The sequence below is a fragment of the Nitratidesulfovibrio sp. HK-II genome (genome assembly GCF_003402415.2).
Classification (GTDB): domain Bacteria; phylum Desulfobacterota; class Desulfovibrionia; order Desulfovibrionales; family Desulfovibrionaceae; genus Cupidesulfovibrio.
In genome coordinates, this window is record NZ_AP036014.1 from 1,379,927 (window position 1) to 1,392,927 (window position 13,001).

Annotated in this window: 9 protein-coding genes; 4 read left to right on the forward strand and 5 right to left on the reverse strand. The window is 68.2% G+C overall.

Annotated elements, in window-relative coordinates; translation table 11 throughout:
• The first annotated feature begins 12 nt into the window (after window positions 1–12).
• Complete coding sequence (locus tag RVX_RS05525) at window positions 13–702, forward strand: Crp/Fnr family transcriptional regulator (RefSeq protein ID WP_116305059.1); 690 nt, start codon at window positions 13–15, stop codon at window positions 700–702.
• A gap of 132 nt (window positions 703–834) precedes the next feature.
• Window positions 835–1,518 (forward strand): hypothetical protein, encoded by a 684-nt coding sequence (locus RVX_RS05530; protein WP_116305060.1) that lies wholly within the window; start codon window positions 835–837, stop codon window positions 1,516–1,518.
• Between the two features lie 52 nt (window positions 1,519–1,570).
• Here the strand turns inward: RVX_RS05530 and RVX_RS05535 are convergent, their stop codons facing one another.
• From RVX_RS05535 to hcp, 4 genes are all read right to left on the reverse strand, one after another.
• Complete coding sequence (locus tag RVX_RS05535) at window positions 1,571–3,364, reverse strand: PAS domain-containing sensor histidine kinase (protein ID WP_116305061.1); 1,794 nt, start codon at window positions 3,362–3,364, stop codon at window positions 1,571–1,573.
• Window positions 3,348–4,508 carry an alcohol dehydrogenase-like regulatory protein ErcA gene (ercA, locus tag RVX_RS05540; protein WP_116305062.1) on the reverse strand — a complete coding sequence of 387 codons (1,161 nt, stop codon included), beginning with the start codon at window positions 4,506–4,508 and terminating at the stop codon, window positions 3,348–3,350. Before ercA ends, RVX_RS05535 begins: the two co-directional genes overlap by 17 nt.
• Before the next feature lie 425 nt (window positions 4,509–4,933).
• Window positions 4,934–5,794 (reverse strand): ATP-binding protein, encoded by an 861-nt coding sequence (locus tag RVX_RS05545; RefSeq protein ID WP_116305063.1) that lies wholly within the window; start codon window positions 5,792–5,794, stop codon window positions 4,934–4,936.
• A 259-nt stretch (window positions 5,795–6,053) separates the two neighbouring features.
• Complete coding sequence (gene hcp, locus RVX_RS05550; protein ID WP_172596583.1) at window positions 6,054–7,667, reverse strand: hydroxylamine reductase; 1,614 nt, start codon at window positions 7,665–7,667, stop codon at window positions 6,054–6,056.
• A gap of 575 nt (window positions 7,668–8,242) precedes the next feature.
• Between hcp and RVX_RS05555 the strand changes: the two genes are divergently transcribed.
• Together RVX_RS05555 and RVX_RS05560 are read left to right on the forward strand one after the other, a co-directional pair.
• Window positions 8,243–9,061, forward strand: coding sequence for an acyl-CoA dehydratase activase (locus tag RVX_RS05555; RefSeq protein ID WP_116305066.1), 819 nt, complete (start codon window positions 8,243–8,245; stop codon window positions 9,059–9,061).
• 294 nt (window positions 9,062–9,355) lie between these two features.
• Window positions 9,356–10,495 (forward strand): double-cubane-cluster-containing anaerobic reductase, encoded by a 1,140-nt coding sequence (locus tag RVX_RS05560; RefSeq protein ID WP_116305067.1) that lies wholly within the window; start codon window positions 9,356–9,358, stop codon window positions 10,493–10,495.
• 314 nt (window positions 10,496–10,809) lie between these two features.
• Here RVX_RS05560 and kup read toward each other — a convergent pair whose 3' ends face one another.
• Entirely contained in the window at window positions 10,810–12,894 is a 2,085-nt protein-coding gene (gene kup / locus RVX_RS05565; protein ID WP_172596584.1) for a potassium uptake protein, read from the reverse strand.
• Window positions 12,895–13,001: the final 107 nt, after the last annotated feature.

Below are 13,001 nucleotides of genomic sequence, written 5' to 3' on the forward strand. Positions count from 1 at the left end.
AGAGGAACGCCAGTGACCCAGCAGAACCGCCGCATCATCGAACGCCTGCCTTTGTTCGACGGCCTGTCCGACGCCCAGTTGGAGGGCCTTGCGGGCATCGTGGTCGACCGCCGCGTGGACAAGGGGCAGATGATCTTTTTCGAGTCGTCCCCGGCGGAGGGATTCTACGTGGTGGCCGAGGGCCGAGTGAAGATATTCAAGACCGCGCCCGACGGGCGCGAGGCCGTGATGCACGTGATGGGCCCCGGCGAAACCTTCGGCGAGGTGGCCGTGTTCCAGGGCGGCACCTTTCCCGCCCACGCCATGGCCGTGGAAAACGCCCGCGTGCTGTTCTTGCCGCGCAAGGGGCTGGTGGACCGCATCACCCGCGACCCCACCCTGGCCATGAACATGCTGGCCGCGCTGTCGCGCAAGCTGCGCGTGTTCACCAGCAAGGTGGAATCCCTGACCCTGCACGAGACGCCGCAACGCCTTGCCGCCTACCTGCTGCACGCCAGCGAACTGAAGGGCGACGCCGACACCTTCCGGCTGGACATGGCCAAGGGAGTGCTGGCGGGCATGCTGGGCACCGCGCGCGAGACGCTTTCGCGCTGCCTCGGCAAACTGGTGGAGCGGGGGGCCGTTACCGTGGACGGGCGCGAGGTGACCATCGTCGACCGGGACTATCTGCAGGCCCTGGCTGACGGAGACGAGACGCTGTGATGCCGGGGGGCGCGCGTGGGTGCGCGGCCCGGCGGCGGCCGTCACGCGGCCTTCGCGGGCGTCGTTCTGACGGCAGGGAGTGGACGTCCGGCTTTTCTTCGCCGCGCGCGGCGAATCCGTAGCGGAGGAACGATGCAACACCCTCAGGCGTATGCCTGGGCGCTGGTGCTCATGGTGGCCCTGGCGCTGTGCGCCCTTGCCGTTTTCGTGTTTGCGCTGGGCATGCGCAGGTACCCCGGCATGCTCGCCTGGGCAGGCGGGGGCTTCATGATGGCCACGGGCATCTTCCTGATGCTGCAACAGGGGGCCTGGCCGTTGCTGGCCAGCGTCATAGTGGCCAACCTGTGCCTGGTGGGCGGCGGCATGCTGGCGGCGGCGGGACTGCGCCGGTTCCTGGGCAGGCGGGTGCCGTGGCGCGTCTTTGCCGTGGTGCTGGCCTCCCTGGCCTGCTGGGCCTCGTGGTACACTTGGGTGCGGTTCAGCTTGCCCGCGCGGGTGCTGGTGTTCAGCCTGCACATGCTGGTGGTCTATGCCGATCTTGCGCTTGTGGCCTGGCGGGCCTGGCGCACGGGCAGTCCGTGGCCGGCGCTGCTGATCGCGGGCAGCAACGTGGTGTCCGGGGTGTTCGCCGTGGGGCGCGGGGCGGCGGCCCTGTCCGGCGCGCTGGACGCCGTGCCGTCGGTGTTCATCTGGAAGTTCGCGGCCTATGGCGCGTTCGTGGTGGGGCCGCCCGCCGTGGTGGTGCATACGGCGGGGTTTCTGCTGCTGGCGGGCTACCGCAGCACGCTGGAGTTGCGGCCCGGCAGATCCGCCTGAACACGGCGGGGAGAGGCGGAGCCCATCCGGCGGCATTCCCGCAGGCGGGGCCTTACGCCGCGCGGCGCGCCGCGGGCAGCAGCACCGTGAAACGGCACCACTGGCCCGGCTGCGATTCCACGAGAATGTGCCCGCCGTGGTTGCGGCTGATGATGAAGTACGAGACCGAAAGGCCAAGCCCCGTGCCTTCTCCCGGCGGCTTGGTGGTGAAGAACGGCTCGAACACCCGCACCCGCGTCCGCTCGTCGATGCCGGGGCCGTTGTCCTCCACCTCTATGCGCACGTAGTCGGCGTCGGCCCGCCCGGCATCGATGCCGCCAATGCCGTCGGCCCCTGCTGGCATGCCCGGCGCGCCGCGTTGCACGCCCACGCGCAGGATGATGCGCGGCGCTTCGCCCTCGGGGTAGACCTTCTGCGATATGGCCTGCGAGGCGTTTTTCAGCAGGTTGAACAGCACCTGTTCTATCTCGGTGGCGGCGCATTCTGCCGGGGGGGTGCCGGGGGCGTATTCCCGAACTATGCGGATGTTGCGGAAATCGTGTCGCTTTTTGAGGTCGTAATCGTTTTCCGCCAGTTCCACGGCCCGGTCCAGCAACGCCGCAAGGTCGCATTCGGCGCGCTCCGCGTCGCTGCGCCGGGCGAAATCCAGCATGTGCCGCACTATTTCTGCGGCGCGCCCGCACGCCTCGCGGATGTTGGTCACCAGCTTGGCCAGCCCGCGCAACTCGAAGTAGTGCTGTACGCGCTCAAGGTCCACGCCGGACATCAGGGCGGCGGCTTCGTTGTCCCGCACGCCGGGGGCAAGGCGGCGTTGCAGGTTCTGGGCGGACTGCGCGATGGCCGAAAGCGGGTTGTTGATTTCGTGGGCCATGCCCGCGGCAACGCCGCCCACGGACATCATCTTTTCCGTCTGCACCATGATCTCGCGCAGCTTCTTCTGCTCGGTCACGTCGCGGATGATGGCGATGAGCCACGGTTCGCCGCGCAGGGTGAACCGGCTGAGGGAAATCTCGCAGTCGAAGGGCGTGCCGTCCGCGCGCAGATGGGTCCACTCGAAGAACTGCGGCGCCCCGGCCAGGGCCCTGGCGATGCGCATGCCCTCCTGCTGGGGCGAGGGGCCGCCCAGCGGTTGCACGGGCGGCGAAAGGTCGCGCGGGGCCATGGTGGTCAACTGGTCCATGGGCCTGCCGAACAGTTCGCAGGCCCTGCGGTTGGCGTCGCGCACCAGGCCGTCGCGGATCAGGAATATGGCGTCGTTGGCCGCCTCGAACAAAGCCCGGTACTTGCGCTCGCTTTCGCGCAGTTCTTCTTCGGCGCGCAGCCGTTCCGACACGTCGCGCGCGATGCACGAAACGTAGGGCGTTCCGCCGATGTCGTGGCGCTTCAGCGCCAGTTCCAGCCACAGGTCTGCCCCAGGCGCGGGCTGGCGGATCAGGCGGCGTTCTTCGGCGCCCACCGGGGGCGGGCAGGATGGGGGGGGCGTGGCGTGGAGGATGTCGGCCAGGGGCCACGCGCGGTCGCGCGGGCCGTCTTGCGACGGGCGCTCCGTGCCGCCCGTAAGGTGCGGCTTCCATCCCGCCAGTTCGGGAAACGCCGCCGCCAGCGGGCGTCCGGTCAGGGTCTCCCACGGCAGCCCTGCGAAGCGGCAGGCCGCGCCGTTGGCGTCGAGCACCATCAGGGTGTCGGCGGCCAGCAGCAGCACGCCGTCTCCCGCGCTTTCCAGCAGGGCGCGAAACAGTTCCAGCTGCTGGATGCGTTCCCGCAGTTCCGGGTAGTAGCTCTTGCGGGTCGAGCCCTGCCCCAGCCCGATGAGTTTTTCCCGCAGCTCGTCAGAACGCTTCGGCATACAGCTCTTCCAGTTCGCGCGCGCCGAGCGGGGCCGGATTGGTGGAAAGGCAGGGATCTTCCAGAGCCATGCGCGCCAGTTCCGCCAGTTGCTCGCGGGTGACGCCGTACTGGGCGAGCCCCTTGTCGAACCCGGCCCGGCGGCGCATGTCGGAAAGGCGGGCGAACAGCGCGTCGCGCACCTCGTCGTCGGGCGCGGCCAGGGCATCGGCAACGCCCAGGGCCTCGGCCACCTTGCGGTAGCGTTGCGGGGCCGCCGTGAAGTTGCGGCGCGCCACAAAGGGCAGCAGCAGGGCGTTGCATTCTCCGTGGGGCAGGTCCAGCATGCCGCCCAGGCTGTGCGAAAGGGCGTGCACCGCCCCCAGGATGGCGTTGGAAAAGGCCAGGCCCGCGTTCATGCTGCCAAGTGCCATGCGCGCGCGGGCGTCCCTGTCGTGCAGGTTGTCCAGCACGTCGAACAGGGCCGTGCCGATGCCCCGGATGGCCTCCAGGGCGAACATGTCGGTGACGGGCGAGTGGGCGTTGGAGGCGTAGGCCTCCACGGCGTGGGTCAGGGCGTCGAGACCGGTGGCGGCGGTGAGGTCGCGCGGCTTGGTGAGGGTGGTCAGCGGGTCCACCAGGGCCACGTCGGGCACGTTGGCCTTGCTGACGATGGCGATTTTCACCCTGCGCGGCGTGTCGCGGATGATGGCGAACTGCGAGACGTCGGCCGAGCTGCCCGCCGTGGTGGGCACGCAGACCAGCGGGGGCATGGGCTTGGGGATGGCGTCCACCCCCTCGTAGTCCAGGATGTGGCCGCCATTGGCCACCACGATGCCGATGCCCTTGGCGCAGTCCATGGGACTGCCGCCGCCCACGGCCACGATGGCGTCGCAGCCTTCGGCCCGGAACAGTTCGCCGCCCTGCATCACCTCGGTATCGCGGGGGTTTTCCGACACCCCCAGAAAGGTCGCGCAGGCGATGCCTTCTTCGCGCAGGGTAGCCAGCACCGTTTCGGTGTGCCCAGCCGCGGCCACGCCGTGGTCGGACACCACGAGGCAGCGCGATGCGCCCAGATTTCGTGCGTGCCGACCCGCCAGGCCAGCCGCGCCGTAGCCGAAGACGAATTCCGGCGCGACGAATTTCCGCAGTTCGTAGTCGTTCATGGAACGCCCCCGATGCCGCCATGCGACGCCTTTCCCCAAAAAAAGCGCCGCCAGTGATTCCCCGTATCACCACTCTATGCAAGCCGGGGCCTGTTCGTCACCCTTTTTGTGCATTTGCCTTGACATAATGTCACAATGGCGAACGGCCCGCGAGTGCGGGCCGTTCGTTGTCTGCGGAAGGTGGTGGCGCGCGGAGCGCCGTGCGGCTTACGCCGCGGGCGCTGGCGCGTCAGGTGAGAGGTATTGACGCTGGCGCATCAGGCCAGATGTATTGACGCTGGCGCGTCTGGCCAGAAGTCTTGACGCTGGCGTGTCTGGCCAGAAGTCTTGACGCTGGCGCGTCTGGCCAGAAGTCTTGACGCTGGCGCGTCAGGCCAGAAGTCTTGACGCTGGCGCGTCAGGCCAGAAGTCTTGACGCTGGCGCGTCAGGCCAACGGGGTGGGCGCGGGCGCGCCCTGACAGGTCATGATCATCTCGTTCAGCGGCACGTTGGTGCCGGAAAGCGCGCGCGCCTTGGCCAGCGCGGCGGTAAGGCCGCGACAGCAGGGCACTTCCATGCGCAGCACGGTCATGGACCGGATGCCGCTGGTGGCCAGGATGTCGGCCAGCCGCTGGGCGTAGGCTTCGGTGTCGTCGAACTTGGGACAGCCGATGAGCACCACCTTGCCCTTGGCGAAATGGCTGTGGAACAGGGGCGAGGCCGCGGCCGCGCAGTCCGCCGCCACCAGCACGTCGGCGTCCTTCAGGTAGGGGGCCGTGGGCGGCACCAGGCGGATCTTCAGCGGCCAGTGGCCAGGGCCGGATACCGGGCCTTCGGCCACGGCGAAGGTGGGGGCGTCGGCCTTGGCGAAGCTGCGGATCATGGAGCCGGGGCAGCCGCCGTGGCCGCCGCCATGCCCATGCTGGCCATGCCCGGGCTGACGCGCGCCAAGGCCGTACTGGCCGTGCACGCCGTGTCCGTCGTGCCTGTTGTGGTGGGCATGGTGGGCGTGGTGGCCGCCGGAAGGCGTCCGGGGAGCTTCGGCCCCTTCGGCCCCGTCGCGCTTGCGCACGTGTTCCATGGCGGCGTCTTCGTCAAAGGGCACGGCCTCGCGCTGGATGATGCGCAGCGCGCCCTGCGGGCAGCTGCCGATGCACGCGCCAAGGCCGTCGCAAAAGCTGTCGGAGACGATCTTGGCCTTGCCGTCCACGATGGCGATGGCGCCCTCCGCGCAGTCCAGCACGCACGCGCCGCAGCCGTCGCAGCGTTCCTCGTCGATTTCCAGGATGTTCCGGGTGGTCTTCATGTCTGTGATCCTTGCCCGCGGGTTGGAGCGCGGGCGGCCCTGGCTGCCCGTGGAGGCGGGATGGGGCCGGTGGGTGATGTCGGGCGTGGCGGGGGTCGTTGCGGTCGCGGTGTCTGGCGGTGCTGTCGGGTGCGTCGCTGATGCCGTGCCCCGGCGCGATGCGCCGGATTGGTGATGCCGTGCCCTGGCGGGGCGCGCCGGGGCGGAATGGGGGGGCGGCCCGTGCCGCCCCCCGTCGCTTGCTTCCGTCGTCCGGATATTAGCCCAGAATGGCCTTCAGGTCTTCGTCCGGGGTGGTGATGGGCTTGATGTTGTAGTTCTGCACCAGGAAGTTCAGCACGTTGGGGGTGATGAACGCGGGCAGTGACGGTCCGAGGCGGATGTCCTTGATACCCAGGGCCAGCAGGGTGAGCAGGATGACCACGGCCTTCTGCTCGTACCACGAGAGCACCAGCGACAGGGGCAGGTCGTTCACGCCGCACTCGAAGGCGCCGGCAAGGGCCACGGCGATCTGGATGGCCGAGTAGGCGTCGTTGCACTGGCCCACGTCCAGCAGGCGCGGAATGCCGCCGATGTCGCCCAGTTCCTTGTCGAAGAAGCGGAACTTGCCGCAGGCCAGCGTGAGCACCACGGTGTCCTTGGGGGTCTTTTCCACGAACTCGGTGTAGTAGTTGCGGCCCGGCTTTGCGCCGTCGCAGCCGCCCACCAGGAAGAAGTGGCGGATGGCGCCGGACTTCACCGCGTCGATGACCTGGCCGGCCACGCTCATGACGGTGTTGCGGCCAAAGCCCACCAGCACGTTCTTGCCGGGCGCGTCTTCGGTGAAGCCGGGCATTTCCAGCGCCTTTTTGATCACGGCCGAGAAGTCGTAGTTCTCGCAGTGCACAAGGCCGGGCCAGCCCACGAGGCCGGTGGTGAACACGCGGTCCTTGTACGAGTCCTGCGGCTTCTGGATGCAGTTGGTGGTGAACAGGATGGCGCCGGGGAAGGCCGGGAATTCCTTGTGCTGGTTCTGCCAGGCGGTGCCGAAGTGGCCGTAGAAGTGGGCGTACTTCTTCAGTTCCGGGTAGCCGTGCGTGGGCAGCATTTCACCGTGGGTGTAGATGTCGATGCCCTTGCCTTCGGTCTGCTTCAGCAGTTCGTGCAGGTCGCGCAGGTCGTGGCCGGAAACGAGGATGCACTTGTTCTTGCGGTGGCCCAGCGGCACCTGGGTGGGCACGGGGTGGCCGTAGGTGCCGGTGTTGCCCGCGTCCAGCAGTTCCATGGCGCGCAGGTTGGTCTTGCCGCATTCGAGCGCAAGCTCCACCCACTGGCCAAGGTCGCGCTGCACGCCGTCGTACCCGGCGGCCAGGCCCTTGAACAGGAAGGCGAACACTTCGGGGTCGGCCTGGCCCAGCACGGCGGCGTGGTCGGCGTAGGCGGCCAGGCCCTTCATGCCGTAGAGCAGGGTCTGCTTCAGCGAGACGATGTCCGGGTCGCTCTTGTCGGCGGTCAGCGCGGCCACGTCGGCCTGCGCGCCCAGGGCTTCCAGGGTGGCGGCGGGCTGGAACGAGGCGGGGCCGGCGCTAGGCGACACGCCCGCGCGGGCGGCCAGAGCGGTGCGGTGTTTCACGATCTCGTTGATGTACGCCTGGAAGCGGGCCGGGTCGAAGTTGACGTTGGTCAGGGTGGTGAACAGGGCCTTGGCCCCGTAGTGGTCGATGGCGGGATCGACGATGCCCTTCTTGCGGGCTTCCAGGGCCACCAGGGCCAGGCCGCGCAGGGCGTAGACCGTCAGATCCTGAAGGGCGGAAACTTCGGGCTGCTTGCCGCACACGCCGATGGTGGTGCAGCCGGTACCCTTGGCGGTCTGTTCACACTGGTTGCAGAACATGGACATGGGGCTCTCCTTTTTCTGGGGTTCATTCTTGTGGCCGAACAGGCCTAAAATTTTCGAAAGGACCATGGCTCGCTCCGTCGTGGTTGTGGTTCGGCGGGGCGGCGTCGTCGGATCGGCGCATCCGCCGCATCCGTCGTGGCCTTTCGCCCCGTCGTTGAGTGCACAATAGTCCGGGGGGCGAAGGCGCGATGTGACGGGCATCAAAACCACGGGGAATTTCGCGCGGAATGCGATTTTTTTTGCCAATGGCGAATGCCCGGCAAACCGTGGCCCGACGGAGGAGCGATGCGGGCATCTCCTTCATGCTAGCACCGGGCGCGTGAAACGGCAGTATTTTTCCGCCGGGACGGAGCGTGAAAGGACGCCCCCCGGAAAAGCCCCTCCAGAATCCGGCGTGGTCCGGCCTTGCCAGTAGGGAGGGCGCCTGCATGCCGCCCGCAAGATATGCGGGCATCCGTCTATGTATCCATGGCGACAGGATAGAGAATATCAATTTTACCGAAACTTGGCAGGTGGGCTATCCAGTGGCAAGCCACCGCGCGTGGCGCAGCTTTTCCGCAGGAGGCCCCATGCCCGTTGCCAGACCCGCCGCTGCCCTGGTTGCCGGAGTGGACGTGGGGTCCACCGCCGCCAAGGCCGTGGTGCTCCACGGCGCGTCGCGCGCCGTGCTGGGCGTGGCCGTCACCCCCACAGGCTGGAACCCCCGTGAAACCGGCCAGGCCGTGCTGCACGCCGCCCTGCGCGAGGCCGGAACCGGCCTTGATGCCGTCGCCCGGGTGGTGGGCACCGGCTACGGGCGCATCTCCCTGCCCTTCCTGCACCGCACCGTCACCGAAATCACCTGCCATGCGCGCGGCGCGCACCACCTTGCGCCCGATACCCGCACCGTGCTCGACGTGGGCGGCCAGGACAGCAAGGTGGTGGCCGTGGATGAGCGCGGCAACGTGCGCGACTTCGTCATGAACGACAAGTGCGCCGCCGGTACCGGCCGCTTTCTCCAGGTCATGACCGGCGTGCTCGACATGACCCTGGACGAGCTTGGCGACGCGGCCCTGCGCGGCACCCCCATGCCGCTCAACAGCATGTGCGCGGTGTTTGCCGAAACCGAAGTCATCGGGCTCATCGCCCAAGGGGTTTCCAAGGACGACCTGGCCGCTTCCATCGTGGCCTCGGTGGCCCGCCGCCTGAAAGCCCTGACCGGCCGCGTGCCCCTGGTGCCCGGCTGCGCCTTTACCGGCGGCCTTGCCACCAACCCCGCCTTTGCCCGCATCTTTTCCGAAACCCTCGGCCTTGCCGTTACCGTTTCCCGCATGCCCCAGGCCACCGGGGCCCTCGGCGCCGCCCTCATCGCGGCGCAGGACATCACGCATGGCGTGGCGGCGGGGTAGTGGTGGCGGGAATTCCTGCCGGGGGGAAGGGGAAACCCCCTTTTGAAAAAGGGGGTTTCCCCTTCCCCCCGGACCCCCCATCCCCTTCCCCCCCAAACTTTTCAATTGTGGGGTGTTGCGCGGGGAAGTGGTTAACAGTTGGGTGCTTACAGTATGGCGATCTGTGTCACGAGATGGATGCGCCCCAATTAGAAAGTTTGGGAAGGATGGGGGTCCGGGGGAAGGAACCTTTTCCAAAAGGTTCCTTCCCCCGGATTCAGATAGAGAACGCTCAAACCGGAAAGGAGCAGGCACATGACGTGGGAGAGCATCGAACGGCTGAAGACGGCGGCGGAGCGCAATGCCCTGGCCATCAGCGAGGCCAAGGCGGCGGGCCGCAAGGTGGTGGGGTTGTACTGTCTGTACTCGCCGGCGGAAATCGCGCTGGCGGCGGGTGCGGTGCCGGTGGTGCTGTGCGGCACGCGCAACGACCCCATTGCCACGGCCGAGCAGGTGCTGCCGCGCAACCTGTGCCCGCTCATCAAGAGCAGCTTCGGGTTCGCCATGGAAGGTTCGTGCCCGTACCTGTCGGCGGCGGATCTGGTGGTGGCGGACACCACGTGCGACGGCAAGAAGAAGATGTTCGAACTGCTGGGCGAGATGAAGCCGGTGCACCTGCTGCATCTGCCGTCCACGCCGGGCGAGGAGGCCCTGCCTTTCTGGCGCGGACAGTTGGAAGGGCTGGTGCAGCGGATGGAGAGCGACTTCGGGGTGACCATCACCGAGCAGAACCTGACCGACGCCATCACGCTGGCCAACCGCGAACGCCGCGCGCTGAAGGCGTTGATGGACCTGCCGCAGATGGACCCGGCCCCGGTGACCGGCATGCAGATGCTGGAAATGCTGTTCAAGCTGGGCTTTTTCTCCGACCGCGAAACCATCATCGAACTGGCCGAAGGCGTGGTGGCCGAGGTGCAGGCCGCGGCCAAGGCCGGAACCCTGCCCGAACGCAAGGGCGGCCCGCGCATCCTGCTGACCGGCGTGCCGGTGGGCATGGGCTCGCACAAGGTGGTGCGGCTCATCGAGGAATGCGGCGGCCAGGTGGTGTGCATGGAAAACTGCACCGGTTACAAGAAGGCCGACTTGGTGGACGAGACGGGCGACCCGCTCACCGCGCTGGCCCGCCGCTACCTGTCCACGCCGTGCTCGGTCATGGCCCCCAACCAGGGCCGCTTCGACCTGCTGGAACAACTGGTGGCCGACTTCCGCCCGCACGGCGTGGTGGACCTGACCTGGCAGGCCTGCCACACCTACAACGTGGAGGCGTACAAGGTGCGCAACTTCCTGCGCGACCGGTTCGACCTGCCCAGCCTGCACATCGAGACGGATTACTCCGAGGCCGACGCCGAACAGCTCAAGGTGCGCATCGAGGCGTTTCTGGAAATGATAGCCTAGATTCGTGGCGGTGCGGTGCGGGTTGCGCCCGTGCCCGCCGCGTCCGGGCTGTACAGTGTGTATAAGGGGCCGTCCGCAAGGGCGGCCCCTTTGCCATGCGGGGCGACCATCGGCCGCAGCGACATCGCCCCCCGGCGTTCGCATGCGGTGCGAACTCCAGGGGGGCGATGAGGGGGTGCCGGGACGGACACCCGACGGAAGCGAGGAGCGGCATGCCTCCGGCGGAAGGGCGTCGTGCACGCGTGCATGCCCGTCCCGGCGGGGTGTGGCGTTGCGGACCGCCGCACCCCTTGATTCCAGTGCGCCTTGGGGCGCTACAATTCCACCTGCGCGCCGATTTCGATGACCCGCCCCGGCGGGATGCCGAAGAAGGTGGTGGCGTTCCACGCGTTGCGCGACATGAAGGCGAACAGCGCCTTGCGCCAGCCCGCGATGTTCGAGGCGCCGCTGGTGAGCAGGGTTTCGCGGCCCACGAAGAAGGTTGTGGTTTCCATGCGCATGGGCAGGCCGCGTGCGGCGGCCAGTTGCACCAGTTCGGGCACGCGCGGGGTCTGCATGAAGCCGTAGCGGGCCACCATGCGGTGAAAGCCTTCGCCCAGCTTGTGCACCACCAGCCTGTCGGGCCGGGGCACGAAGGGCGTGGGCTCGGCCACGATGGTCAGCAGCATCACGGTTTCATGCAGGGTATGGTTGTGCTTGTAATGGTGCAGCAGGGGCAGCGGGGTGCCCGTGGGGTTCACGGACATGAACACCGCCGTGCCGGGCACGCGCAGCGGCTTGGTGCGGCGCACGCCTTCGAGAAAGGTGCCGAAGGGCACCGAGGCAGCGGCAAAGCGGGCGGAAAGGGCGGCCCGGCCGTCGCGCCAGGTCAGCATCAGGGTCATGACGCCCAGGGCCAGCAGCAGGGTGAACCAGCCGCCGTCCATGATCTTGAGCAGGTTGGCAGACAGGAACGCCCCGTCGAAGACCAGGAACAGAGCCACCAGCGGCACCGCCTGCCAGGCCCGCCAGTTCCAGCGCTGGCGCGCCACGGCGTAGTACAGCAGCGAGGTCATGCCCATGGTGGCGGTGACGGCGATGCCGTAGGCCCCGGCCAGTCGGCTGGATTCCTGGAAGGCCAGCACCAGCCCCACGCAGGCGATCATCAGCATCCAGTTCACGGTGGGCAGGTAGATCTGCCCGCGCGTTTCCTCCGAGGTGTGGACGATGCGCATGCGCGGCACGAAGCCCAGCTGGATGCCCTGCTGCGTCAGCGAATACACGCCGGATATCATGGCCTGCGAGGCGATGACCGTGGCCACGGTGGACAGCGCCACCATGGGGTACAGCAGGGGGCGCGGCACCAGGGCGTAGAAGGGGTTGAACGCCAGTTCCGGGTCTGCCAGCAGCATGGCGCCCTGGCCCAGATAGTTGCACATCAGCGCCGGAAAGACCACGGCCATCCACGAAAGGCGGATGGGCCGCGCGCCAAAGTGCCCCATGTCGGCGTACAACGCCTCGCCCCCGGTGATGCACAGCACCACGGACCCCAGCACCACCATGCCGTGCAGGTGGTTTTCCATGAAGAACCGCACGGCATAGGTCGGGCTGATGGCCGCGAACACCTGCGGGTTGCGCAGCGCGGCCATGATGCCCAGCGTGGCGATGGCCGCGAACCACACCACCATCACCGGGCCGAACACCTTGCCGATGCGTTCCGTGCCGTGCCGCTGGGCCATGAACAGGCCCACCAGCACGCCGATGGTGATGGGCAGCACGAAGGGCGCGGCGGCCTCGGTGGCCACCTCCAGCCCTTCCACGGCGGACAGCACCGAAATGGCCGGGGTGATCACCCCGTCGCCGTACAGCAGCGCCGCGCCGAAAATGCCCACCACGGGCAGTATGCGCCGAAAGCGCGAGATGGCCGGGGCCGGGGCGGGCTTCGCCGCGCCCCCCGGCGTCGTGTCGTCGCTGCCTGCGGCCTGGCGTGCCGCGTTTTCGCGTGGGCCGTCGCGCGACCCGTCGCGCAGGAGGGCCAGCAGGGCGAAGATGCCGCCTTCGCCGTCGTTGTCGGCGCGCATGATGAACAGCACGTACTTGAGGGTGACCACCACGGTCAGCGCCCAGAACACCAGCGAAAGCACCCCCAGGATGTTGGTGGGCGTCACCGGCAGGGCATGCAGACCGTGGAAGCATTCCTTGATGGCGTACAGCGGGCTGGTGCCGATGTCGCCGTACACCACGCCCAGCGCGGCCAGGGCCATGGGCAGCAGGCGGTTGGCGGCGTGGGTGGGCACCGTGGCGCCGGGTTCGATGAACGGGCCGGACGGCGCGGATTGAGCGGACGGCGTGAGTTGGGCGGATGGCACGGTCGGGCCGGAAGACACGGCAGAGGCGGAAATGGATGCGTGCGTGGACATGGGCTCATGACCGGCAACAGGCGCGGACCCGTCGGAATGCACGGGCGATGCGCCCCCGGTGGCGGAGGCTTGCGGGGCGGACTGCCCTGTGATGATGGAAGTGGCGG